Raw genomic sequence first — 26,058 nt, forward strand, 5'->3', positions numbered from 1 at the left:
CCCGCTTTCTGATGGAGGATAACCACATACGGAAATTGAACCCGCGCTATGCGAATTCGGTTCGACGCGCCGGGGATCACCTCAGCGCATCCTTAACGCGACCGGAAACCAGCCGTTTTAATAGCAGCGGGGCGCCGTCATTGGCGCCCCTGTTTCCTGGCTCGCGTTACTTCTTTTTGCGACGGTTGGCGATGTGAATCGCTCCGCCGGCAACACCCAGAGCCGCTTCATGCACAGACTCGGACAGAGTCGGATGTGCAAAACAGGTCAGGGCAAGATCTTCTGCACTGGAACCAAACTCCATGGCGATGACACCCTGAGCTACGATTTCAGAGGCCTGCGGGCCCACCACGTGGAAACCGACAATGCGGTCGGTTTTCGCGTCGGCGATGATCTTGACCATGCCGGACGCCGCATTCGCAGCCATGGCGCGACCATTGGCGGCAAACGGGAACGTACCCACATTGTACTCTTCACCTTCGGCTTTCATCTCCTGCTCGGTCTTCCCGACCCAGGCAACTTCCGGCGAGGTGTAGATCACGTTCGGGATGCAATCGTAGTTAACCTGCGGCTTGTGCCCGGCAATACGCTCAGCAACCATAACGCCTTCTTCGGATGCCTTGTGGGCCAGCATCGGGCCACGAACCACGTCGCCAACCGCCCAGACACCCGGCGCTTCGGTTTTACAGTTGTCATCCACGAAGATGAAACCGCGCTCGTCCATCTTTACACCGGAGTCTTCAGACAGCAGGTTATCGGTATAGGGGCGACGGCCAACAGCGACGATCAACTTGTCGAACTTGGCTTCCTGCTTACCCTTGGAATCCTCATAGGTCACGTTAACCAGCTTGCGCTTGACTTCGGCACCGGTCATACGTGCGCCCAGCACAATGTTAAGGCCCTGTTTCTGGAACTGTTTCAACGCATCCTTGGCAACCTGCTGGTCAACCACTGGCAGGAAGGTATCAACAGCTTCAAGTACCGTTACCTCTGCACCCAGGCGGGCCCAAACACTACCGAGCTCCAAACCAATAACGCCGGCGCCAATAACACCAACACGCTTGGGAACCTCAGTGAATTCCAGTGCGCCCTCGGAATCGACAATGTACTTGCCGTCGAAAGGTGCGGGCGGAATCTGGATCGGCTTGGAGCCAGTCGCAATAATGACATTTTCCGCCTCGTAGGTTTTGGTCTTACCATCCTTATCGGTAACTTCCACGTTGCGGTTGGCCAACAGTTTCCCGTGGCCATAGATCGGTGTAACGCCGTTGGACTTGAACAGGCCACCGATACCACCGGTCAGCTGGTCCACGATGCCTTCCTTGCGCTTCATCATCTTGGCGATGTCGAAGCCGACTTCCTTGGCGATAATGCCCTGCTCGGCAAAATCGTGGCTGGCCTCCTCATATTTGTGGGAAATCTCCAGCAACGCCTTGGAAGGAATGCAGCCCACATTCAGGCAGGTACCGCCAAGCCGGTTCTTGCCTTCCTTGTCGGTCCAGGACTCGATGCACGCGGTTTTCAGGCCCAGCTGAGCCGCTTTGATGGCGGCAACATAGCCGCCCGGGCCAGCGCCAATGACGATTACGTCGTACTTGTCAGACATGTTTTATCCCGTTATCCAATTCGTTAAGTGTCAGCTCAGACGTCCAGCAGAATGCGCGCCGGGTCTTCAAGCATTTCCTTGATAGCCACCAGGAACTGCACTGCTTCCTTGCCATCGATCATGCGGTGGTCGTAGGAAAGCGCCAGATACATCATCGGCTGAATCTCGACCTTGCCGTTCACAGCCATCGGACGCTCCTGAATCTTGTGCATACCCAGGATAGCCGTCTGTGGCGGGTTGAGGATCGGCGTGGAGATCAGTGAACCGAAGATACCACCGTTGGTGATGGTAAAGGTGCCACCGGTCATATCCTCGATGCCGAGCTTGCCGTCTTTGGCCTTGGTTCCGTACTCGACGATTTTCTTCTCAATGCCGGCCAGGCCGAGCGCATCAGTGTCACGAACCACGGGCACGACCAGACCGCGATCGCTTGAAACCGCAATACCGATATCCTGGTAACCATGGTAAACCATGTCGTTGCCGTCGATGGAGGCATTGACCGCCGGGAATCGCTTCAGGGCTTCGGTCGCCGCCTTGGTAAAGAAGGACATGAAACCGAGCTTGACCCCATGACGCTTCTCGAAGCTTTCCTTGTATTGTTTACGCAGCTCCATGACCGGCCCCATGTTCACTTCGTTGAACGTGGTAAGCATGGCAGCAGTCTGCTGGGCATTGACCAGTCGCTTGGCGATACTGGCGCGCAGACGGGTCATGGGAACGCGCTTCTCCGGACGCTCGCCGGAACCAACATCCACCTGCGGCATATCGCCGGCCGGCTTCGACTCAGAAGCTGAAGTAGACCCTGAAGATTTCCCAGCATCTATATGATTTTGAACGTCTTCCTTGGTCACTCGACCGTCTTTTCCGGTACCTTCAACGGCGCCTGGATCAACGCTGTTCTCCTCCGCCAGCTTACGCGCCGCCGGGCTGAGGATGGCTTCGCCAGAGGACTTGGCAGGTGCTTCGGAGGACTTTTCCGAAGTCGCTTCGGACTTACTTTCTTCTTTCTTGCTGTCATCCTTGGCTGCAGGCATGGAGTCACCAGCCGCACCTTCCTTGAACTTACCGACGACTTCACCACTTTCTACGGTGTCGCCTTCGCCCTTGAGTACTTCCTCGATAACACCATCCGCCGGAGCTACCACCTCGAGTACGACCTTGTCGGTTTCAATATCGACAATCAGTTCGTCACGTGAACAGGCTTCGCCAGGCTGCTTATGCCAGGTCGCGACTGTCCCCTCTGCGACCGACTCTGGGAATACTGGGGCTTTTATTTCAGTTGACATCTCGGATCCTTAGTTCGGTAGCTCGTCAGATTTCAAACGCGTCGTTAACCAGTTTTTTCTGTTCTTCAATGTGAACCGACATATGGCCACAGGCCGGAGCAGCAGAGGCGTCACGACCGGCATACTGAAGATACAGCTTGGGATTATGACGATGCAGCGCATTGCGCATATGATGCTGGCTGCAATACCAGGCCCCCTGATTCATGGGCTCTTCCTGGCACCAGACCACGTGCTTGAGCTTGCTGTGCTGGCTCAGGAGCTCGTCCAGATCGTCTCCCGGGAATGGGTATAGCTGTTCGATACGAACAATAGCAACGTCATCCCGCTCGTCCGCTTTCTTGCGCTCCAGCAGGTCGAAGTAGACCTTACCGCTGCACAGTATCAGACGAGTGACTTTTTTCGGGTCGGAGGGTTCTTTCTCCGGCAGTACTGTCTTGAAGGTACCCGATGTCAGGTCGTCCAGTTCCGAGGTGGCTTCCTTATGACGCAACAGGCTCTTTGGCGTAATCGCAACCAGAGGTTTACGCAGCGGGCGCTTGACCTGACGACGCAGCATATGGAACACCTGGGATGGCGTGGTTGGCACGCAAACCTGAATGTTGTGTTCCGCGGACAACTGCAGGAAACGCTCCAGCCTTGCCGAACTGTGCTCCGGACCCTGACCTTCATAGCCATGTGGCAACAGCAGGGTAAGGCCGCACAAACGACCCCACTTGTGCTCACCACTGGTCAGGAACTGGTCAATCACCACTTGGGCGCCGTTGGCGAAGTCACCGAACTGGGCTTCCCAGACCACAAGACCATTGGGTGCCGTGGTGGAATAACCATACTCGAACGCCATCACTGCCTCTTCTGAGAGCAGTGAGTCGTAGATTTCAAACTTCGGCTGGTTCTCGGCAATGTGCTCCAGGGCAATATGGTGGGCACCGTCCTTCTGGTTGTGCAGTACCGCGTGGCGGTGAGAGAAGGTGCCACGACCAACGTCCTGGCCGGTAATCCGGATGGGATGCCCTTCGTTCAGAAGGGTGGCGTAAGCCATTACCTCACCGTAGCCCCAGTTGATCGGCAGCGCGCCGGCGGTCATTTTTTCGCGATCGCTGACAATCTTGGACACCTGACGCTGAACACTGAAGCCTTCCGGCACGTGAGTCAGCTTTTTGCCCAGCTTCTGGATTGTCTTAAGGGCAACACTGGATTTGCACTTTGCAGTCCACTCATGGCCCAGATACGGCGTCCAGTCGACATACAGATCCTTGTTAGGCTCCTTGACCAGGGACTTGACCACGTGGTCGCCCTTATCCAGTTCGTCCCGGTAGTTCAGCTCGATCTGCTTGGCTTCTTCCTCGCCGATCACGCCGTCGGCAACCAGCTTTTCCGCATAGAGGTTGCGGGTGGTTGTCAGTTTGCGAATCTTTTCGTACATCACCGGTTGGGTCGCGGCCGGCTCATCCGCTTCGTTGTGTCCACGGCGGCGATAGCACACCAGATCGATCACCACATCGTTCTTGAACTCGTGGCGGTAATCCATGGCCATCTGGGTCACAAACATGACGGCCTCGGGATCGTCCGCATTCACGTGCAGGATCGGGGCCTGGATCATCTTGGCCACATCGGTGCAGTATTCCGTTGAACGGGCGTCTTCCTGCTTACTGGTGGTAAAACCGACCTGATTGTTGATGACAATGTGAATGGTACCGCCAACACCGTAGCCCCGGGTCTGGGACATCTGGAAGGTTTCCATCACCACACCCTGCCCGGCGAACGCTGCGTCACCGTGCATAATAATGGGTACACACTGGGTGCCGTTCGGGTCTTTGCGCCGGGTCTGGCGGGCACGGACAGAGCCTTCCACCACCGGAGACACAATTTCCAGGTGCGATGGGTTAAACGCCAGTGCAAGGTGAATTTCGCCGCCCTCGGTCATGACGTTGGAGGAAAAACCCTGGTGGTATTTGACATCACCGGAACCGGAATCCGCGAGTTTCTTACCTTCGAACTCATCAAACAGTTCTTTCGGGTTCTTGCCGAGCGTATTAACCAGAACGTTCAATCTGCCCCGGTGGGCCATACCCAACACAATTTCCTTGGCGCCGTAACTGCCGGCTCGCTGGATCAGCTCATCCAGACAAGGAATCAGGCTCTCGGCGCCTTCAAGGCCAAATCGTTTCACGCCTGGATAGCGGGAACCCAGATATTTTTCAAGGCCTTCGGCTGCGGTCAACCGTTCCAGCAAATGCTTGCGGGTTCCGGACTCGTAGTTGGGGCGCGACCGAACCGGTTCCATGCGTTGCTGGAACCAACGTTTGATACGAGTGTCCACAACGTGCATGTATTCTGCGCCGATGCTTTCACAGTACGTCTGCCGAAGGCCACCAACGATGTCCCGAAGCTTCATCGTTTCAGAGCCGAAATTCAGTGAACCGGTCTGAAACTCCAGATCGTAGTCGGCTTCCGACAGCTCGTGAAAGGATGGATCAAGATCCTCAACCTGCGGGCGATTCCAGACGCCAAGTGGATCCAGCTTTGCTTCCTGGTGGCCACGGAAACGGAAGGCATTAATTAACTGGAGAACACGAATCTGCTTTTTGTCTGCATCAACCGTAGCACTGGCAGGTACACCACTGCTGGCGAGGAAGCGCTGATTGCGGGATATGTGCTCGAATTGCTGACGGATGGACGAATGATCTATATCGCGACCTTTGTAGCCATCCACGCTGGGAAGTTTATCGAAATAGCTGCGCCACTCTTCGGGAACGGCATTGGGGTCTGTCAGGTAGGTTTCGAAAAGCTGTTCAACATAGGCGAGATTCCCCCCTTGTAGGTGGGAAGTCTGCCACAACTGCTCCATTATGCTTTCGTGCATTTTGAATAGCTCACCTTGGGCTGGTGCGGGGAGCTGGCTATGGTCGGCCAGGGGTATATCTGAGTCAATACGGGTTTTTACGGGATCGACTGTGGCCACCACATCCAACAAGGATGTTTTCCGTTCCCCGGTGGTTATTATACTCAGCAAACCGTCAGGAGCCTTTTAAGCTCCCGTCACGGCCTGCGTAGTGTGCACCCTGCTAAGACTTTTGACTATAAGCCTTTGGTTGAAGGGCCCGCATCGTTGCGAGCCCTTCCGGGTGCGAGCCTTGTCAGCACAGTATAGCGTCTGTTTCAGATTCTGCTTATGTAGCCCGCTGTAGCAGAAGGTTCCGAATGTGACCAATCGCCCGTGTTGGGTTGAGGCCTTTTGGACAAACGCTGACACAGTTCATGATGCCCCGACAGCGGAATACGCTGAACGGATCATCCAGATTGGCAAGACGCTCATCCTGTGCGGTATCGCGGCTGTCGGCCAGAAACCGGTATGCTTGCAGCAATCCGGCCGGACCAACGAACTTGTCCGGATTCCACCAGAATGAGGGGCAAGCCGTGGAACAGCAGGCACAGAGAATACACTCGTACAGGCCGTCCAGCTTTTCCCGGTCTTCCGGTGACTGGTAACGCTCAATAGCAGGCGCCGGATTGTCGTTGACCAGGTACGGCATGACCTTCTCGTACTGCTTGTAGAACAGGCTCATGTCCACAACCAGGTCACGAATCACGGGCAGGCCCGGCAATGGACGAACAACCAGCTTGTTGTTCTTGAGCACTTCCGACAGCGGCGTGATACAGGCAAGACCGTTCTTCCCGTTCATGTTCATACCGTCCGACCCGCATACACCTTCACGGCAGGAACGGCGGTAAGCCATTGAGGGGTCTTGCTCCTTGACCAGGTTCAGAACATCCAGAACCATCAGGTCCTTTCCTTCCGGGATATCCAGCTCAACGTCCTGCATATAGGGCGCATTGTCGGTTTCCGGGTTGTAACGGTAAAGGCTTACTAACATTGCTCAATCCCCCTTAGTAAGTCCGGATCTTCGGCTGGAATGTATCCACCGTTTTCGGAGCGAAGTTTACATCACGCTTGCCAACACGCTTGTCCAGTGGGAAGTACAGCGAATGTTTCAGCCAGTTTTCATCATCGCGCTCGGTAAAGTCGTTACGGGCATGAGCACCACGGCTTTCCTTACGCTCATAGGCTGAAACAGCCGTTGCAAGGGCAACTTCATACAGGTTGTCGAGCTCAAGGGCTTCAATACGCGCAGTGTTGAATGCATTGCTGGTGTCCGCAAGCTTGGTATTGCGCACACGCTTGCCAATCGCCTCCAGCTTTTCAAGACCTTCTTCCATGCTCTTGCCGTCACGGAACACGCCGAAATAAAGCTGCATGCAGTTCTGCAGATCCTTACGCACTTCGGCAACGCTCTCACCTTCCGATGCGCTGTTCAGGCGGTCAAGGCGCGCCATGGCGTTCTTGATGTCTTCCTCACTGGCGCCATCGACTTCAAAGCCGCCGCGAAGCTGCTCTTCAATGTGCAGGCCAGCAGCACGACCGAACACCACCAGATCCAACAAAGAGTTGCCACCCAGGCGATTCGCCCCGTGCACGGAAACACAAGCGGCTTCACCGCAGGCGAACAACCCGGGAATCGGCGTATCGTTGCCATTTTCATCCTGAGTCAGGGCCTGACCGCCTACGTTGGTCGGAATCCCGCCCATCATGTAGTGACAGGTCGGCACAACCGGTACAGGCTCTTTAACCGGGTCCACATGCGCAAAGGTACGTGAAAGCTCACAAATACCCGGCAGGCGCAGATTCAACGTTTCCTCCCCGAGGTGGTCCAGCTTCAACAGAACGTGATCCTTCTCTGGGCCACAGCCACGACCTTCAAGGATCTCAATAACCATTGAGCGGGCAACAACGTCACGTCCAGCCAGATCTTTGGCGTTCGGTGCATAACGCTCCATGAAGCGCTCACCCTCGGAATTGATCAGGTAACCGCCTTCACCGCGACAACCTTCGGTCACCAGAGTTCCGGCACCGTGGATGCCCGTAGGATGGAATTGCCACATTTCCATATCCTGCATCGGGAAACCAGCACGGAGCGCCATGCCAATACCGTCGCCGGTGTTGATCAGGGCGTTGGTGGTAGAGGCGTAGATGCGCCCTGCTCCGCCGGTCGCCAGAACCGTCGCCTTGCACTTGATGTATGCCACCTCGCCGCTCTCGATTTCGATGGCGACAACACCGACCACTTCGTTTTTACTGTTCTTGACCAGGTCTACGGCGTACCACTCGTTCAGGAAGGTGGTTCCGCCTTTCAGATTGGCCTGATAAAGCGTGTGCAGGAGTGCGTGCCCGGTACGGTCTGCAGCGGCACAGGTACGCGCCGCCTGAGCGGGGTTGTCCGGCCCTTTGGACTGACCACCAAACGGACGCTGGTAGATACGGCCCTGCTCGGTACGGGAGAACGGTAGCCCCATATGCTCGAGCTCGAAAACCGCCTGCGGACCCACGGAACACATATACTCTATCGCGTCCTGGTCACCGATGTAGTCAGAACCCTTAACAGTGTCGTACATGTGCCAGCGCCAGTCATCATTGGGATCGGCGCTGGCGATCGCGCAGGTAATACCACCTTGGGCAGACACAGTATGGGAACGGGTCGGAAATACCTTGGTGATACATGCGGTATTGACGCCAGATTCTGTCAGTTGCAGGGCGGCACGCATACCGGCACCGCCGCCACCGATAACAATCGCGTCATAAGACATGGTCTTGATGTTAGCCATTAATTAAAGCCCCCAAAGAATCTGAATGCCCCAGACCAAATACACGAACATGGCCAGACCACACAGTGCCTGTACCAGGAAGCGCGGCAAGGTCGCTTTGATGTAATCCGTTGTCACTGTCCAGAGCCCCACCCAGGCGTGCGCGCCAATTGAGAGCAGTGCAAGCAGGGTAAAGATACGGAACCAGGTCTGGTCGAAAAGCGCCGACCAGCTGTCGTAAGTAACGTCAGTGGTCAGGATGAACCCGAAAAGAAAAACTGTATACAGAGCAAGCACGTAGGCGGTAACACGCTGGATCATCCAGTCGAAAACGCCGCTGCGCCCGAGATTCGTTACGCTGTTCACCATACCCAGACTCCTGCCAGAAGGATGAGAATAACGGAGATCACGACTGTGGCTTTCGCCGCGAGCCGGCCACTTTCCAGCTCTTCGCCGATGCCCATGTCCATCAGCAGGTGCTTGATACCCGCAACCAGGTGGTACAGCAAGGCAGACAGAATGCCCCAGGTAATCAGCTTCGCAAGGAAGCTGTCCAGCAAGCCACTAACCCGACTGAAGCCCTCTTCCCCGGAAAGGGAAAGCTGAAGCCCGTACAGCATGAAAGCAACACCCACAAAAATGATGATGCCACTGACGCGATGCAGTATGGACGTGATGGCTGGCAGCGGAAAATGAAACTTGCCGAGATCGAGATTTACTGGTCGTTTGCTATTCACAGCGCTCTCACACTCTCTCTTGGTTCCGCGGGGCCGGAAAAACCGGATGCGGATGGTTGGTATGTAACGATCGGCATGCTGGACGGATCCGGCACACGATGTGTTCAGGAGGGAGAAAACCGGCATGCGCTCTTCTAAGATCTGGCGCTGCGGCCTGTTATATCCCCGATTCCGGGCTACGGATTATAAGGAGTACCCTTTTCAATTACAAACGCGCAACTCTGCCAGAGCCCGTAAAATCAGGCTCCAGGACCCTCTATAAAGAGGATTGACAAATCCAATTCGACCGCGAAAGCGGCCGTATTCCGGATTTCCCTGATTTACAGGAACCGTCAAATAATGGGTTTTATTGCCTCCTCCATTGACAAAAAAAGCCAACGCCCTATATTTTGCCGCCAGTTTTGCGATAATACGCGCCTTCTAGCGCTTCCAAATGCTGATAAATAGGAGAGCACCATGACCGACAGGAAAGCCACGCTTTCGGTGGGTGACAAGTCCATTGAGCTACCGGTTTACTCAGGCACCGTCGGCCCTGACGTCATTGACGTGAGAGGCCTTGTCCAGGAAGGCGTTTTTACGTACGACCCTGGATTTGTTTCCACCGCAGCCTGCGAATCCCAGATCACCTACATTGACGGAGCCAAGGGCGTTCTCCTTCACCGGGGCTACCCTATAGAGGAGCTGGCAGAGAACTCGGACTACCTGGAAGTCTGCTACCTTCTGCTTAACGGCGAGCTGCCGACCGCGGAAGAGAATAAGCGCTTCCATGACACCATCAAAAACCACACGATGTTGCACGACCAGATGCGCAACTTCTTCCAGGGTTTTCGCCGTGATGCGCATCCGATGGCCATCATGTGTGGTGTCGTTGGAGCCCTGTCAGCCTTCTATCACGACCAGATGGACGTAACCAACGTCGAGCAGCGGGAAATCACCGCCCACCGCCTGGTTGCGAAAATGCCGACCATTGCAGCCTGGTGTTACAAGTACAGCATTGGCCAGCCGTTCATGTACCCTCGCAACGACCTGACCTACTCCGAAAACTTCCTGCAAATGATGTTTGGTGTTCCCTGCGAGGAATACAGGCCGAACCCGATCCTGGCCAAGGCGATGGACAAGATTTTCATCCTGCACGCCGATCACGAACAGAACGCGTCGACCTCAACCGTGCGCCTGGCCGGCTCTACCGGCGCCAACCCCTACGCGTGCATCGCGTCTGGCATCGCGGCTCTCTGGGGCCCCGCCCATGGCGGCGCCAACGAAGCTGTTCTGGACATGCTTGCGGAAATCGGGGACGAGTCCAACATCGAGAAATTCATAGCCAAGGCGAAGGACAAGGATGACCCCTTCCGCCTAATGGGCTTTGGCCACCGGGTCTACAAGAACTTCGACCCGCGCGCCAAAGTGATGGCTGAAACCGCGCACGAAGTCCTGACCGAGCTTGGCCTGGAGAATGATCCTCTCCTGAAGATCGCACAACGTCTCGAGAAAATTGCCCTTGAAGACGAATATTTCGTCCAGCGCAAACTTTACCCGAACGTAGACTTTTACTCCGGCCTGATTCTCAAGGCCATTGGCATTCCGACGTCCATGTTTACCGTCATATTCGCACTTTCGCGGACCATTGGCTGGTTCTCACACTGGAATGAAATGGTCAGCGGCGACTATCGCATTGGCCGGCCGCGCCAGCTGTATACAGGCTCCGAAGCAAGGAGCTACCCCAAGAAATAGCATTCGGATAGCCGTAATCGAAAGGCCGCTATACCAGCGGCCTTTTTTGTGCCCTCACATTCTGCAATGATTGATATTTCCTTCACGCAAACAACAACCACGTCCGGAGAAACAGTGATGAACGTAACGGCAGCATTTATCGGTCTCGGCGTAATGGGCTACCCAATGGCGGGCCACCTGGCAAATGCGGGCTTTTCAGTCCGGGTATGGAACCGAACACATGGCAAAGCAGAGACTTGGGCCAGCGAATACAACGGAACGGCCTGCAACTCCATAGCGGCCGCCGTTGGTGAAGCAGACTTTGTGTTTACCTGCGTGGGTGCCGATGTTGACCTGAAAAAAGTCTACGAAGGCCCGGAGGGTATCATTGCCAACGCCAAGCCCAACGCCGTGTTAATCGACCACACAACTGCCTCTGCAGGCATTGCGGAGCAACTGGGTCAGCTCGCCAGGGCCCGCAACCTTGAGTTTGTTGACGCGCCGGTATCCGGTGGTCAACAAGGCGCGGAAAACGGCCAGCTTACCATCATGTGTGGCGGGGAGGCCGACGCTTTTTCGCAAGCGAAACCACTGATGGAACGTTACGCCAAGGCCCTGACCCATATGGGTCCGGTCGGCAGCGGACAGAAAACAAAAATGGTAAACCAGATTGCCATCGCTGGCCTGGTTCAGGGGCTGTCGGAAGCCCTTCACTTTGCCGAACAGGCAGAGCTGGACGTGCGCAAGGTCGTCGACGTTATATCCAAGGGAGCCGCGCAGTCATGGCAGATGGAAAACCGCTCAGGCACCATGATTGATGGTGAGTTCGAACACGGTTTCGCTGTTGACTGGATGCGCAAGGACCTGGCGATCTGCCTGGAAGAGGCGCGAAAGAATGGCGCCAGGATCCCGGTCGCTGCGATCGTCGACCAGTTCTATGGAGATGTTCAGCAGATGGGAGGTAGCCGCTGGGATACTTCTTCGTTGATACAACGGCTACGCAAGAAATCCTGAGGTTCGTTTTCAAACAACCAGCAGGATGGGTATCAAGCCCATCCTGCCATGAAGCAGCTCCTCACTTCTCTTTCGGCTGCCACTTGCCGCTCACAAACCACGCAGACCAACCCGTTGCTTTGCCGTCTTTTTCCGACATCACGTACTGTTCCTTGCTCTTCCGACTATAACGGATAACCGTCGGATTTCCTTCCGGATCACGTTCCGGAGCGTCCATCAGGTAATCGTACTTCGGATCAATTTCCTTACGATGCGGCTTGATCTCCATCACCAGCGGCGGACGCGTTTCCCGGTTCTTGGGAAACTTGCTGGCAGCCAGGAACAAACCGGAAGCGCCGTCACGAAGCACGTAGGTGTCTTCCACTTTCTGGCACTGCAGTTCAGGCATCGGCACCGGATCCATCTTGGGCGGCGCAGGCTCGCCGCTTTTCAGCAGTTTACGGGTGTTCTTGCATTCGGTGTTGGTGCAGCCGAAATATTTACCGAAACGCCCGGTCTTGAGCTGCATTTCAGAGCCGCATTTGTCGCACTCCAGGGTCGGACCTTCATAGCCCTTGATACGGAACGTGCCTTTCTCCACTTCATAGCCGGAACAATCGGGGTTGTTACCGCACACATGAAGCTTTCGACCCTCGTCCACCAGGTAACTGTCCATGGCAGTTCCGCATTTCGGGCACCGTCGCTTCTTGCGCAAAAGACGGCTTTCACCTTCACCGTCGACGTCTTCGTCGGCGCTGACGACTTCGTCACCGGAAACCAGGTTGATGGTTGTTTTGCAACGTTCTTTGGGTGGCAGGGAGTAACCTGAACATCCCAGGAAGACGCCGGTACTGGCCACCCGGATCTGCATCGGGCGACTGCACGTCGGACATGGAATGTCAGTCTCGGTCGGGGTATTCGCCCGCATACTCCCGTCTTCGCCGCTCTCAGCGGTTTCGAGTTGCAGGCGGAAACGACCGTAAAAGTCGTTGAGAACCTTTTTCCAGTCCACCTCGCCACCAGCGATGTCGTCCAGCTCATCTTCCATTCTGGCGGTGAAGTCAAAGTCCATGAGGTTCGGAAAGGATTCCGACAACCGCTCAGTGACAATCTCGCCCATCTTTTCGGCGTAGAAACGGCGATTCTGCAAACGGACGTAGCCGCGGTCCTGAATGGTGGAGATAATCGATGCGTAGGTGGATGGTCTTCCAATCCCCTGCTTCTCCAGCTCCTTGACCAGGCTCGCCTCAGTGTAGCGCGGCGACGGCTTGGTGAAATGCTGGCTGGGGTCGAGCTTCTTCAACGCCAGGGTTTCGTCGACCTTGATATCAGGAAGCGCGACGTCTTCATCTTTCTTGCCCGACTGGGGTGCCACCTTGAGGAAACCCTCAAACTTGATGATCCGGCCCCGGGTACGAAGCTCGTAATCACCGTTGGCGACCACAATGGACGTGCTCAGGAATTCAGCATCCGCCATCTGGCAGGCAATAAACTGGCGCCAGATCAGGTCGTAGAGTTTTTCAGCGTCTTTCTCCAGGCCGCTTATATCAGCTGGCCTACGACTCACATCGGTCGGTCGGATGGCCTCGTGAGCCTCCTGGGCGCCTTCTTTGCTGCCGTATACCCTTGGCTTCTCCGGCAGGAATTTATCGCCGAACTGCTTTTTGACAAATTCGCGGCAACTGCTCACGGCGTCCTGACTCAGATTGGTCGAGTCGGTACGCATATAGGTAATGAAGCCAGCTTCATAGAGGCGCTGCGCCAACATCATGGTTTTCTTGACGCTGAACCCCATCCGGTTGCTGGCAGCCTGCTGCAGCGTGGAGGTAATGAAGGGTGCAGAGGGACGGGAGCGTGTCGGCTTGTCCTCTCGTTTGGCAACCTTGAACGTGCCATTCTCCAGGCGCTCAACATGATCGGTACTCTGCTTTTCACTAACCGGACGATAGACTTTATCGTCGTACCGGGTCACTTCAAAACGAACGGGTTGCTCGGCCTGCTTGGACGCCAGATCTGCATGCAACTGCCAGAATTCTTCGGGAACGAACTTACGAATTTCCCGCTCACGTTCGACGATAAGCCGCACCGCAACCGACTGAACCCGGCCGGCCGAAAGACCGCGCGCAATCTTGGCCCACAGCAATGGCGATACCATATAGCCGACAACCCGATCGAGGAATCGGCGTGCCTGTTGAGCGTTCACGCGGTTGTTATCGAGGTTTCCCGGGTCCTTGAAGGCTTCCTGGATGGCACGTTTGGTGATCTCATTGAACACAACGCGACGATATTTTTCCGGCTCACCGCCAATGGTTTGCTGGAGGTGCCAGGCGATCGCCTCCCCTTCACGGTCCAAATCCGTCGCGAGGTAGATATGATCGGCGGATTTCGCCAGCCGCTTGAGTTCGCTGACAACCTTTTCCTTGCCGGGCAGTATCTCGTACCGGGCGCTCCAGTCCTGGTCAGGGTCGACCCCCATACGGGCAACCAGCTGCTCCCTGGATTTCCGCTTCTTGTGAATCACCTTTTCTTCCGGGCTCATCTTGCGGGTCAACGCGGCCTGCCTGGCGCGTTCTTTTGGATCTGACGTTGAGCCGCTACCGCTGACAGGAAGGTCGCGAATGTGCCCGACGCTGGACTTCACAATGAAGTCGGACCCCAGGTATTTGTTGATGGTCTTCGCTTTCGCTGGCGACTCGACAATAACGAGGCTTTTACCCATATCGGAGATCTGTGTCCTTGGCGATAATCGGTTAAAAAATCAGCAAACCGTAAACTCGCTGTAAAATCAGTCGGCTAGAAAACAGTCCATAGCCGCCACAAGTGTATAGGTGCATTGTTTTACAGGGTCAAGAAAAGCAAGACAACCCATTCTTTTATTTCCAGGCGCCTTTTTCTACAGTCAGAGACAGGAAAGCCCGGCATTTGCCGGGCCTCCTGAGACAGCGTTACTGATTACGGTTAATGAATCAGAGACGCTCCCACACCGTTGCAATGCCCTGCCCCAGGCCGATACACATGGTGGAAACACCAAGCTTACCGCCTTTGGCCTGCATGACGTTCAGCAGGGTTGTGGAGATACGTGCACCGGAACAACCCAGCGGATGCCCAAGGGCAATCGCGCCACCGTTCAGGTTCACTTTCTCTTCCATCACACCCAGCAGTTTCAGGTCTTTCAGGACCGGCAGGGACTGACCCGCAAAGGCTTCGTTCAGTTCCCAGAAGTCGATGTCTTCGACTTTCAGGCCTGCACGCTTCAACGCCTTCTTGGTGGCCGGAACCGGACCGTAACCCATGATCGCGGGATCACAGCCGGCAACGGCCATGCTGCGGATCCTGGCGACCGGCTTCAGGCCCAGTGCCTCGGCACGTTCTGCGGACATCAGCACCATGGCTGCTGCACCGTCAGTCAGCTGCGAGGACGTACCTGCAGTTACTGTACCGTTTTTAGGATCGAACGCTGGCTTCAGCTGACCCAGTGATTCAACGGTGGTTTCGGGACGAATGGTCTCGTCTTCCTCGATCAGCACTTTAAAGCCGTTCTCGTCATGGCCTTCAATCGGAACGATTTCGTTCTTGAAGCGGCCTTCCTGAGTGGCTTCGTGAGCCAGACGGTGTGAACGTGCGCCAAACTCGTCCTGCTGCTCGCGGGTGATGCCGTGCATCTTGGCGAGCATTTCCGCGGTCAGGCCCATCATATTGGACGCTTTGGCAGAGTACTTGGACGCAGCCGGATTGTGGTCAAAACCGTCGGTCATGGGAATGTGACCCATGTGCTCAACACCGCCCACGAAGAACACGTCACCGTTGCCAGTCTGGATCGCCTGGGCGGCGGTGTGGATCGCGCTCATGGCAGAACCACACAAACGGTTCACGGTCTGCGCAGCAGACTCATGAGGGATACGGGTCAGCAAAGAAATCTGACGCGCCACGTTGAAGCCCTGCTCCTTGGTCTGGTTCACACAGCCCCAGATCACATCTTCAACTTCTTTCGGGTCGAGCTTCGGGTTGCGCTCAAACAGTGCTTCGATCAGCGCAGCCGACAGGGTCTCCGCACGTACATTGCGGAAGCAGCCGTTTTTGGCACGCCCCATCGGAGTCCGCACGCAATCGACGACGACAACGTCTCTCGGATTAAGGCTCATAGATCTTTCTCCGTTCGGAAATCTCGTTCAGGGTTAGCCAAAGAACTTTTCGCCAGTCTTGGCCATTTCACGCAGCTTCTCGGTCGGATGGTACAGGGGACCAAGATCTGCAAACTTGTCTGCCAGTTCGACGAACTTGTCGACACCCATGTCGTCGATATAACGCAGGGCACCACCACGGAACGGCGGGAAGCCGATACCGAAAATCAGGCCCATATCGGCGTCTGCCGGGTCTTCAACAATGCCGTCTTCCAGGCAGCGAACGGTCTCGAGGCACAGAGGCAGCATCATACGGGCGATGATGTCCTCGTCGCTGAAGTCGTTCTTACCCTGAACAACCGGCTCAAGCAGCTTGTAGGTTTCTTCGTCGACAACCTTTTTCTGCTTGCCCTTGCGGTCCAGTTCGTACTTGTAAAAGCCCTTGTCGTTCTTCTGTCCGTAACGGTTGTTATCGAACATCACGTCAATGGCGGTAGTACCTTCGTGCTTCATGCGGTCCGGGAAGCCGTCAGCCATGACTTCGCCGGCGTGCTTGCCGGTATCCATGCCAACCACGTCAAGCAGATAGGCAGGGCCCATCGGCCAGCCAAACTTTTCCATAACTTTGTCGACGTGCTGGAAGTCAGCGCCGTCACGCACCAGGTTCACAAAACCACCGAAGTACGGGAACAGAACCCGGTTGACCAGAAAGCCGGGGCAATCTTTAACAACGATCGGTGTCTTGCCCATAGCCTTGGCGTAGGCAACTGTGGTGGCAATCGCCCGGTCGCTGGTCTTCTCGCCGCGTATAACCTCAACCAACGGCATCATGTGTACCGGGTTGAAGAAGTGCATACCGCAAAAGTTTTCAGGGCGCTTCAGGTTCTTGGCCAGCAGGTCGATGGAGATGGTTGAAGTGTTTGACGTCAGAATCGCGTCTTCGCGAATGTGATCTTCCGTTTCACGCAGAACCGCATCTTTAACCTTCGGGTTCTCAACAACCGCTTCGACAACCAGATCGACGTTCTTGAAGTCGCCGTAGTTCAAGGTCGGTGTGATGCTGTTCAGAACGTCAGCCATCTTGCTGGCGTCCATCTTACCCTTGTCAACGCGCTTGGAAAGCAGCTTCTTCGCCTCTTTGAGACCCAGAGCGATACCTTCCTGGGCGATGTCCTTCATGATGATGGGCGTACCCTTCAACGCGGACTGGTAGGCCACACCGCCCCCCATGATGCCAGCGCCCAGAACGGCCGCCAGTTTCACGTCATTGGCTTCCTTTTCCCAGGCCTTGGCCTTTTTCTTCAGTTCCTGATCGTTCAGGAACAGGCCAACCAGGCAGGCTGCCACGTTGGTTTTGGCCATCTTGGCGAAGCCTTTGGCCTCAACCTCGATCGCTTTGTCACGGGTAAGGCCGGCATGCTTCTGCATGACCTTGATCGCCTCGACCGGGGCCGGGTAGTTCTTGCCAGCCTGGCCGGCAACGAACGCCTTGGAGATCTCGAAAGCCATCATGCTTTCCATGGCGTTCAGCTTGATCTTGCCCTTCTTCTCTTCACGACGCGCCTGGTAATCGAGCTTGCCGTCGTTGCACTGGTTGATAATGCTAATGGCTGCTTCTACCAGCTTCTCACCCTCAAGTACGGCATCAACTGCACCCACTTTAAGAGCTTTGTCGGCACGGTTCTCAGTGCCGCCGCAGATCCATTCAACCGCGTAGTCAACACCGACCAGACGGGACAGACGCACAGTGCCGCCAAAACCCGGGAAAATGCCCAGCTTTACTTCCGGAAGACCGACTTTGGCCTTCTTGTCCATCACCCGGTAATCGGTGGCCAGACACATCTCAAAACCACCACCGAGAGCCATTCCGTTAATGGCGGTAACCGTGGGGAAAGGCAGGTCTTCAATCGCACTGAATACTTCGTTGGCCTTCAGGTTGTTGGCAACCAGGTCTTCTTCCGGCCCGGCAAACAGGTCGGTGAATTCCGTGATGTCGGCGCCAACAATAAAGCTGTCCTTGGAACTGGTCACAACAAGGCCTTTCAGGCCCTTCTGCGCTTCCAGTTTGTCAGTCGCGGCGCGGAGCTCTTCAATCGTGAGACGGTTGAACTTGTTCACTGACTCGCCCTGCAAGTCAAAGTTCAACTGAGCGATCCCGCCTTCGATCTCTTTAACCGTGATGGCTTTACCTTCGTAAATCATCAACTGATCTCCAGTCTGTGTTTGGAACTGCTGAAACAGCCACACAAGCGCTTCGCAAGGCGACCGCTGATGCAGCGAGATTTCGGTCACTGTTTTCTATCACTACCCGATCAAGCGATCCAAAATTCATACAGTCGTTTGAATCGTGGTGTGACACGATGAGAAAAAACGGCTCGTTTGTCAATTTGTTTCTGGAAGAATCAACCCGACCAGCCTCCAAATGGACAGCCGAACGGCATCAGAAGGCGAATGGAATTGTTGTTTATCAAGCACGTAGTTAAGGGTATTGATGCAAAACGAGAGCTTTATCACGTAAATTTTAAATTTGTTTACATTTACTCCCGCCACGCCCCTTAAAACAACTTGATTGGTCGGCAGAGTTACTTTACCTTCAGCCTAAGACTTTAGTCCACAATAATAAAACAGCCTTAACGGAGACCCATCCGATGAAAGACGCTCGCTTGCGGGTACGTTCCCTGGTAACGGCGCTCGTGCTGTTACTGATTACCTCTTTTACGGTCCGCGCCCAGGAAGGCGACGGCTTCCTTTCGGATCTGCATAATTTCCGGGTCAACAACTACATGGCACTGGACGCCTACTATCGGTTCAGCGCAAGCGGCGATACCGAAACCCTGAACGAGATTGTTGCCAGTATCAATGCCGCCAACGAATCCATGAATTCGGTCGCCGACAGTACTGCCGGCGTATTATCCGGAAAGCAGGTAGAAAGCCTCAACGTGGAGTTCGACAAGTTCAAGGATCTGATGCGGAGCAACATCAACGACGTGCGCAACACCGGCTATCCCGATCTGCGCCTGGTGTCTGATATGGCGAACCAGGCGTTATCGATGAACCAGGTGGCTTCAGAGATGTACGCAGTCGCCCGAGAAAGCACCGAAATCGCAACCGCCCAAAGAGTTGAAGCCGCACGCTCGGCAGCAGTCACTATGGCACAAATGATGGCCAAGTACTCTGCCCGCACCCACTCCTCAAGCGCACAGACCTTCCAGGGCTCATCGAACGACATCCCTCTTGACGAGCAGGCAAGGCAGTTCGACGCATTACTGTCCCGAATCACCGAAGGCGGGGCTCAGGGCCCACTAAAAACGGCTCTGGACGACCTGACCTCCAAGTGGCAGTTTATTCGCAATTCCTACATCAATTACAACGACAATAACGTTGCTTTTGTGATCGACCGCTATTCCAAAGGCATTCTCCGTGGGTTGGAGACAACCATTGGCCTGTTGCGCGAAAACGCCTGACATCCCTACTGGCTGGGGCGGCCTGTTACCCCAGCCAACGCACTCTCTCACCTTTCCGGTCAGTAATTGATACCTGTCAGTATTGGTTTACACTTTTAGTATAAGGTATTGCTCTGGTAAACAAAGAGCTTGACCCATCCGCTAAGGAGCGATGCGATGTCGATCTACAAGAAGATACTGGTGGCAATCGATCTGACTGAAGAGGCCCCCCAGGTACTCAACAAGGCTATCGAAATAAGCAAGGCCCACGGTGCCGAACTGATGCTGGTGCACGTGGTCGAACCTGTTGGCTACGCCTATGGGGGCGACATACCAATGGATCTGACGGAACTTCAGGACCAACTGGACAAGGCCGCGAAGGAACAGCTCGCCGGGTATGGTGAAAAGTACGACGTAGGGAAAGACAATCAAATAGTAACCGTGGGACGCCCGGAATCCGAAATCCATCGGCTGTCGGAGGAACAGAGCGTGGACTTGGTGATTGTCGGAAGCCACGGCCGCAAAGGGTTCCAGCTGCTTCTGGGATCGACCGCCAACGGTGTATTGCACGGCACTGTCTGCGATGTCCTTGCGGTTCGTATCCAGTAGCCGGACTAGGGTCGCGGCGCCTCAAACGGCGCCGTCGCCTTTCATTTTTGCTTCCAGTTTACGGAGCTGACTTTCCAGGGAAAAACTTACACTTGAGGCCATTGAGAAGAAGTTCAGCAACGCCTTCAGGTTACTGTCCCCCTTGCATACCGAATGGATGCGCTGCCATAACGCCTGGTTGACCAATTGCAGACGTTGGTTTCTCTCAACCAGTCCTTTCAGTTCCCAGTCGGGCTCTTGATGATTGCGTTTCGCCAGGTACTGCTGCAGAAGGTAGTGAGACACACTCCTCATGATGAACTCATCATTGCTGGCAAACGGTAAGTGATGCACAGCCATCGACTTTAATTCGGACAGCACCGGACACCCGCTTGTCGCCATTTTCAGTCCCAGCAAGGACCTCAGGGCTTCCTCAAGTGTGGTGCCCTTTGAATAACTCCTACGGTCGTCGGTCACCTCTACATTCACCCTCTGATAGGCATCTTCTGCCTGAAAGGCGTTGACAACCGGAAGTATTTCAACTGCGGCGGGACATCGCGGCGACTCTGACGGTTTAAGCGGGCAGTTGGAGCATTGGCAGTGCTCCAACTTTGTCCAGCTCGGCAGGTTGCCCGTCGGATCGGCCGGCCGATCGGTTACTTTAAAAGTTTCTGAACGTTTGTCTTCAAGCTTGAAGTGATACGTTACATTCATTGATTCGCCTGTTCTTCCAGTTCCATCCAGCGCTCGATGACCTTCTCCAGGTGGGCTTCCTTGTCCCCCAGTTCCGCCAAGGTCGAGGAGACGTTCTCAGCGGGCCCGGAGTAGAATTCCGGATCAGAAATCTCGGCTCGAAGCTCTTCCAGTTCCGTCTCCAGCTCTTCAATCTGGCCCGGAAGTTTTTCCAGTTCAAGCTTGAGTTTGTAGCTGAGTTTTACGGGTTTTGTTTTTTTGGTATCTGCCACGGCCGGCGCTTCCGGCTTTTTTTCCGGTACCGGGTTCTGGTTCTTTGGCGGTTTGGTGGCCTTCCGGCTTACACCCTCGGAAGGAAACCGACCACCCTGCCTCCGCCAGTCGGTATAGCCACCGACAAACTCAGCGACTTTACCGGAGCCGTCGAGGAACACCGTATCAGTGGCGACGTTATCGAGAAACTCGCGGTCGTGGCTGATAACGATCACAGTACCGGCAAATTCCACCAACCGGGATTCGAGTAACTCCAGGGTTTCCACGTCCAGATCGTTGGTTGGCTCATCCAGCACGAGGATATTGGCTGGCTTACTGAAGAGCTTGGCAAGTAGCAAGCGTGCACGCTCACCACCAGAAAAGACACGCACAGGAGAGCGCGCCCGCTCGGGACTGAACAGAAATTCCTGCAGATAACCCAGAACATGCTTGCTCTGGCCATTGATTTCGATGAACTCCCGCCCCTCGGACAGGTTATCCAGCGCATTGCGTTCAAGGTCGAGCTCACCGCGAAGCTGGTCGAAATAAGCAATCTGCAAATTGGTGCCGAGGCGAATCCTGCCGTCCGTGGGTTTCAGGTCTCCCAGCATTAGACGGACCAGGGTGGTCTTCCCGGTGCCGTTCTCACCAACGAGACCAATTTTGTCGCCCCTGAGGACGGTCATATTCATGTCGCGAATAACCGCAGTACCATCAGGATAGGCAAAGCCGGCATCACTGGCTTCCACCACCAGTTTCCCGGAACGGGCAGCGTCTTCCACCGAAAAGCTCGCGGTTCCGCCTCGTTCGCGACGTTGCTGGCGCTCTTCACGCATAGCCTTTAGCGCCCTCACCCGGCCCATATTGCGCGTCCTACGGGCCTTGATCCCCTGGCGTATCCACGCTTCTTCCTGTTTTAGCCGCTTGTCGAACAACGCATTCTGGCGATTCTCCTCCTCCAGGGCCTTTTCCTTGAGGTCCAGATAACGGTCGTATGTGGCAGCGAAACTCACCAGATGCCCGCGGTCCAGTTCCACGATCCGCGTGGCCATACGGCGTATGAACGCACGGTCGTGACTGACGAACAGAATCGCGCCACGGAACTGACCAAGGGCCTCTTCCAGCCAGGCAATAGCGGGCACATCCAGGTGGTTGGTAGGCTCATCAAGCAACAGGATATCCGGCTCGGTTACCAGGGCGCGCGCCAACAGGACACGTCGCTGCCAACCCCCGGATAGCGTGTTCAGACACTGCTCCGGGTCGATGCCATATTGCTCGAGGATGGCGCCGACTTTTTGGTCCAGGCGCCAGCCATCCAAAGCCTCAAGGCGCTCCTGCACTTTCATCAGCCGGTCCAGACTGGCTTCATCCGCAGTCTGGGACAGCCGATGAAACTCCGCGAGCAATTCCCCGGTTTCCGGGAAGGCACCGGAAACCGCCTCATAGGCGGTCCGAGTATCATTGACGGGTAGATTCTGGGGCAACACCGACAGGATCGCGCCGTCGTCCAGCCGGACAACGCCGCCGTCCGCCGTCACCTCACCGCTGACGATCTTCAGTAATGTGGATTTTCCCTCGCCATTCCTGCCAAGAAGACACACACGTTCACCCGCCTCGATGGTCATAGAGGCTTGGTCGAGCAATGGCTGCATGCCAAAAGCAAGGGATACGGCATCCAGCGTTAACAATGGCACGTTACTGATTCTCCGTTGTGGCAGTCGTTTCCAGGGTAATCGGATCGCCGACGTGGATGGCCCCATCCGATTCATGAATGGCGTTCATTCCGAAAATGACGCCGTCGGAGGTCCGCCTATAGGTTCCTAGCGTTCTTAAAGGCTGCAGATCTCCTGACTTTACGCCTCGATCCGGGTCCACGGTGGTCACAACGCACCGGGAACAGGGCTTTACCAACGTGAATGCCGTGTCTCCGATGCGTGCAGATGTCCAGCCGTCCTCATCCCAGGCGTTCGCGCCCTCAACGACAATGTTCGGTCGGAACCGTCGCATATCGATGGCCGAATCGAGGCGTGAATTCAACTCTTCAAGGGACGCAAGATTGACGATCAGGAATGGAAAACCATCGGCAAAGCTGACCCGACGATACTCGGTAACCCGGCCGGTATCAACGCGGCGGAAGGTTTCCTCGGGCATAAAAACAAAGCGAAATGCCTGGCCGCAGTATCGGGACAGTGCAGCGGATGCCCCTCCCCCTTCGTAGACAGCTTTCGCCCAGTCCCGCCAGACCCTGACACGGCACTCCTCGGTATCCGGCAACAACGGAAACTCACCCTCCCCCGGTATATCGACAATGACCTGCCCCGATTCCAGCCGGGTTTTTATCATCGCGAGTTCCGGATTGCTTCGCTGGGTGACGAACTCGCGCTCGGAATCAACGATCATCCAGCGGCGGTCATCGGCCGGGCCGAACTCGTCCAGATCGAACGAGGAAACCTGTATTCCGGCCAAGGATTTGACCGGATAGACATACAAAGAATGTACCTGCATGGGCGCTCCCGAAACACTGACAACAAGGCATCCAATATGACCTGGCAGTATAACCGAGAACGAGGTATGAAGACTGTGGCTTGCTGGCTAAAAATGAAAAACCCGGTCTTTTCTTTCGAAAAGACCGGGTTTCCGGAATCTGGAGCGGGAAACGAGATTCGAACTCGCGACCCCAACCTTGGCAAGGTTGTGCTCTACCAACTGAGCTATTCCCGCTTGATCAACGGACGCGTATTCTACGGATTCATCCTGGTTCGTCAACTACTTTTTCGGTGCCTTTTTTATCCGGATATTCATGACCGCACGAACTCCTGGTGCCTGCACTTGGCCGTAGCGACCAGTTGAAGGGATTTGAAGACGTTTACTGGCCGAAGCGCTTACCGTTAGTCAGATAGATTTGCTCTTCCGGGCTCGAGGAACGTTTCAAAGCCTGGTTACGGTGTGGAAAACGGCCGAACCGGTGGATGATATCCCGATGGTCACGCGCGGATTGCAGGAAACTGTCCATGAAATCTCCGGCAATACCATCGGTGGCGGTGGCTAATTGTGAATAGCACTCCACGGACAGCTCCTGGTCCTCACGGTTCTCTGAATGTTGTAGCGGCATATAGAGAAAGCCTCGCTTTACCGGGGGCAACTCCATATCCCGACCATCTCGCATGGCTGCCTTGCAGAGCTTTACCGACAAACGGTCATTGGAAAACGCCAATGCACCGCCCCGATGAATATTTCGGGTGAACTGATCCAGCAGGATGATCTCTGCAAGCGCCCCACCGGCTTTCTTGCGCCAGTGCCGCAACCCGTCCTCTGAAGCGAAAAGTACCATTGAGAGGAAACGTCGCCGGATTTCCTGGTCGAAAGCGCGGGTGGAACGGAACCAACGATTCCTGTGAAAACTGTCCGGCAGGCCGTGCTCATCAAGTTCACCGAACCAGAAATCCAGAATCTCTTTCCAATCGAACATATACACATCCTATCGTCATTAAGCAGCACTGTGGCAGGCCCGCGGCTGCTACACTTTACATCAATATCCCTGCTTTTATTCATACCAGGAGACACTATGAGCGGAGAAGCGCCCCGAATAATCCTACTTGCCCACGGAAGCAGCGATGAGCGCTGGTGCCGGACATTCGAAGCATTGGCCACCCCCACGCTGGAGTCTGTGCCGGGTGCCCGCATTGCCTATATGGAATTGGCTGAGCCCTCCCTCGATACCGTTATCAGCGAGGGATCGAGTGAAGGCATTCGACGGTATACAGTCGTGCCGCTGTTCCTGGCGGCGGGCCGTCATCTCAGAAAAGACGTTCCCGCAATGATTGAAGACCTACAAACCCGGCACGGAGTCAGCATTACGCTTGCACCACCAATTGGGGAAAACCCGGAACTGGGAAAGGCTATTCGTGACGTTGTGATCCATGAACTCGACAGCCACAAGCAACCGGCATAGCCACCTCCGACGGATATCAGTCACTGACATAGGAGTGAGCGGCAATGGATAATCGGATTTTGATCACTGGTGGCACCGGTTTCATCGGTCAACCACTGTGCCAACAACTGATCCACAAGGGCTACGCACTTACCGTCTTCAGCAGACAGTCCACGGCAAACGTTCAGGCGCTCTGCGGACGTGTGGAGGTAGCGGGAGATCTTGAGCTGCTGCGAGATCACCCGGGGTTCGACGCCGTCATCAACCTGGCTGGCGAAGGCATAGCGGACAAACGTTGGTCCGATAGCCGTAAACACAAACTGCGGGACAGCCGTATCCGCCTGACTAATCTGCTGGCAAGCGTCGTAAGAAGCTGGGAATCACTTCCGCGCGTGTTGGTGTCCGGCTCCGCAGTGGGCTTCTACGGCGACCAAGGTCGTGAACGCGTGACTGAGCAGACTCAACCCCATGACGAATTCACCCATCGCATGTGCCGTGACTGGGAACAGGAGGCTCTGAGCCTGGAGGCTGACGGCGTTCGCGTTTGCCTGTCCCGGACGGGTATTGTTGCTGGCCCGGGTGGCGGCTTCCTGCAGCGTATGCTTCTACCGTTCCGCCTGGGTCTCGGTGGGCGGCTTGGCGATGGCGAACAGTTCATGCCCTGGGTTCATCGGGACGACGTGGTTGCTGCGCTTATCTGGATGATCGAATCCGAGACGGCCAAAGGCCCCTACAACGTCGTGAGCCCCAATCCGGTCACCAATCGCCAGTTTACAAAGTGCTTTGCCGGCGTTTTGGGGCGGCCGGCCGTTTTCCCGGCACCGAGCCCCATCCTTAAGTTGGCGCTGGGGGAAATGTCCCGCTTGTTACTGACCGGGCAAATGGCCATACCTGAGAGACTCGAAACCGAAGGGTTTCATTTCCAGTATCCGGACTTGAGCCCAGCCCTGGCGAATTCGGTCAAATATTGAGGCATTCCGGGCACGGTACCGGACAATCTCCTCGATGGCCCTACTTTGTTCGTGGAGACTTTGATTTTTTTAAAAAACTGTTTGACA

The 26,058-nt window shown here is 55.4% G+C and carries 20 protein-coding genes and 1 tRNA gene; 6 read left to right on the forward strand and 15 right to left on the reverse strand.

Annotated elements, in window-relative coordinates; all coding sequences use genetic code 11:
• Positions 1-166 precede the first annotated feature (166 nt).
• The 7 genes from lpdA to sdhC all read right to left on the reverse strand — a co-directional run bounded on the left by lpdA (position 167) and on the right by sdhC (position 9,269).
• The gene (gene lpdA, locus AC13D2_RS09830) at positions 167-1,606 is read right to left on the reverse strand and encodes a dihydrolipoyl dehydrogenase (RefSeq protein WP_300498374.1); all 1,440 of its coding nucleotides are present in this window, start codon (positions 1,604-1,606) and stop codon (positions 167-169) included.
• A gap of 35 nt (positions 1,607-1,641) precedes the next feature.
• A complete protein-coding gene (gene odhB / locus AC13D2_RS09835; RefSeq protein ID WP_300498372.1) occupies positions 1,642-2,892 on the reverse strand; it encodes a 2-oxoglutarate dehydrogenase complex dihydrolipoyllysine-residue succinyltransferase in 1,251 nt (416 codons plus the stop codon).
• A 25-nt stretch (positions 2,893-2,917) separates the two neighbouring features.
• A complete protein-coding gene (locus tag AC13D2_RS09840; RefSeq protein WP_300498370.1) occupies positions 2,918-5,755 on the reverse strand; it encodes a 2-oxoglutarate dehydrogenase E1 component in 2,838 nt (945 codons plus the stop codon).
• A gap of 307 nt (positions 5,756-6,062) precedes the next feature.
• Positions 6,063-6,767 carry a succinate dehydrogenase iron-sulfur subunit gene (locus AC13D2_RS09845; protein WP_421910705.1) on the reverse strand — a complete coding sequence of 235 codons (705 nt, stop codon included), beginning with the start codon at positions 6,765-6,767 and terminating at the stop codon, positions 6,063-6,065.
• 13 nt (positions 6,768-6,780) lie between these two features.
• Entirely contained in the window at positions 6,781-8,553 is a 1,773-nt protein-coding gene (gene sdhA, locus AC13D2_RS09850; protein WP_292048212.1) for a succinate dehydrogenase flavoprotein subunit, read from the reverse strand.
• Positions 8,554-8,556: 3 nt separating this feature from the next.
• A complete protein-coding gene (gene sdhD, locus AC13D2_RS09855; protein ID WP_300500521.1) occupies positions 8,557-8,901 on the reverse strand; it encodes a succinate dehydrogenase, hydrophobic membrane anchor protein in 345 nt (114 codons plus the stop codon).
• Positions 8,895-9,269 carry a succinate dehydrogenase, cytochrome b556 subunit gene (gene sdhC / locus AC13D2_RS09860; protein WP_036208076.1) on the reverse strand — a complete coding sequence of 125 codons (375 nt, stop codon included), beginning with the start codon at positions 9,267-9,269 and terminating at the stop codon, positions 8,895-8,897. Before sdhC ends, sdhD begins: the two co-directional genes overlap by 7 nt.
• Positions 9,270-9,725: 456 nt before the next feature.
• Here sdhC and gltA point away from each other — a divergent pair, with 456 nt between their 5' ends.
• A complete protein-coding gene (gene gltA / locus AC13D2_RS09865) occupies positions 9,726-11,000 on the forward strand; it encodes a citrate synthase (RefSeq protein WP_292048210.1) in 1,275 nt (424 codons plus the stop codon).
• Positions 11,001-11,066: 66 nt separating this feature from the next.
• The gene (locus tag AC13D2_RS09870) at positions 11,067-11,993 is read left to right on the forward strand and encodes an NAD(P)-dependent oxidoreductase (protein WP_367187239.1); all 927 of its coding nucleotides are present in this window, start codon (positions 11,067-11,069) and stop codon (positions 11,991-11,993) included.
• Positions 11,994-12,054: 61 nt separating this feature from the next.
• Here AC13D2_RS09870 and topA read toward each other — a convergent pair whose 3' ends face one another.
• From topA to fadB, 3 genes are all read right to left on the reverse strand, one after another.
• Positions 12,055-14,691 (reverse strand): type I DNA topoisomerase, encoded by a 2,637-nt coding sequence (gene topA / locus AC13D2_RS09875; protein ID WP_292048207.1) that lies wholly within the window; start codon positions 14,689-14,691, stop codon positions 12,055-12,057.
• A gap of 247 nt (positions 14,692-14,938) precedes the next feature.
• Positions 14,939-16,114, reverse strand: a complete 1,176-nt coding sequence (gene fadA, locus AC13D2_RS09880; RefSeq protein WP_292048206.1) for an acetyl-CoA C-acyltransferase FadA — start codon at positions 16,112-16,114, stop codon at positions 14,939-14,941.
• A gap of 33 nt (positions 16,115-16,147) precedes the next feature.
• The gene (gene fadB / locus AC13D2_RS09885; protein WP_292050372.1) at positions 16,148-18,295 is read right to left on the reverse strand and encodes a fatty acid oxidation complex subunit alpha FadB; all 2,148 of its coding nucleotides are present in this window, start codon (positions 18,293-18,295) and stop codon (positions 16,148-16,150) included.
• Positions 18,296-18,741: 446 nt separating this feature from the next.
• On the opposite strand from fadB, the gene AC13D2_RS09890 reads away from it, so the two are divergent.
• Together AC13D2_RS09890 and AC13D2_RS09895 are read left to right on the forward strand one after the other, a co-directional pair.
• Complete coding sequence (locus AC13D2_RS09890) at positions 18,742-19,557, forward strand: hypothetical protein (protein ID WP_292050370.1); 816 nt, start codon at positions 18,742-18,744, stop codon at positions 19,555-19,557.
• A 156-nt stretch (positions 19,558-19,713) separates the two neighbouring features.
• Positions 19,714-20,145, forward strand: coding sequence for a universal stress protein (locus AC13D2_RS09895; RefSeq protein ID WP_292050369.1), 432 nt, complete (start codon positions 19,714-19,716; stop codon positions 20,143-20,145).
• A 21-nt stretch (positions 20,146-20,166) separates the two neighbouring features.
• Here AC13D2_RS09895 and AC13D2_RS09900 read toward each other — a convergent pair whose 3' ends face one another.
• The 5 genes from AC13D2_RS09900 to AC13D2_RS09920 form a co-directional block, all read right to left on the reverse strand.
• The gene (locus tag AC13D2_RS09900) at positions 20,167-20,838 is read right to left on the reverse strand and encodes a DUF6901 family protein (protein WP_292050367.1); all 672 of its coding nucleotides are present in this window, start codon (positions 20,836-20,838) and stop codon (positions 20,167-20,169) included.
• Entirely contained in the window at positions 20,835-22,763 is a 1,929-nt protein-coding gene (locus AC13D2_RS09905; protein WP_482938553.1) for an ATP-binding cassette domain-containing protein, read from the reverse strand. The genes AC13D2_RS09900 and AC13D2_RS09905 overlap by 4 nt, the downstream gene beginning before the upstream one ends.
• A gap of 1 nt (position 22,764) precedes the next feature.
• Positions 22,765-23,574: an MOSC domain-containing protein gene (locus AC13D2_RS09910; RefSeq protein WP_292050365.1), complete on the reverse strand. Its 810-nt coding sequence runs from the start codon at positions 23,572-23,574 to the stop codon at positions 22,765-22,767.
• A 140-nt stretch (positions 23,575-23,714) separates the two neighbouring features.
• Positions 23,715-23,790, reverse strand: a tRNA-Gly gene (locus AC13D2_RS09915).
• 145 nt (positions 23,791-23,935) lie between these two features.
• Entirely contained in the window at positions 23,936-24,538 is a 603-nt protein-coding gene (locus AC13D2_RS09920) for a DUF924 family protein (RefSeq protein WP_482938554.1), read from the reverse strand.
• Between the two features lie 96 nt (positions 24,539-24,634).
• On the opposite strand from AC13D2_RS09920, the gene AC13D2_RS09925 reads away from it, so the two are divergent.
• Positions 24,635-25,021 carry a sirohydrochlorin chelatase gene (locus AC13D2_RS09925; RefSeq protein ID WP_292050363.1) on the forward strand — a complete coding sequence of 129 codons (387 nt, stop codon included), beginning with the start codon at positions 24,635-24,637 and terminating at the stop codon, positions 25,019-25,021.
• 44 nt (positions 25,022-25,065) lie between these two features.
• Positions 25,066-25,971: a TIGR01777 family oxidoreductase gene (locus AC13D2_RS09930; protein WP_292050362.1), complete on the forward strand. Its 906-nt coding sequence runs from the start codon at positions 25,066-25,068 to the stop codon at positions 25,969-25,971.
• The last annotated feature ends 87 nt before the right edge of the window (positions 25,972-26,058 follow it).

Source organism: Marinobacter sp. B-12 (assembly GCF_056857915.1).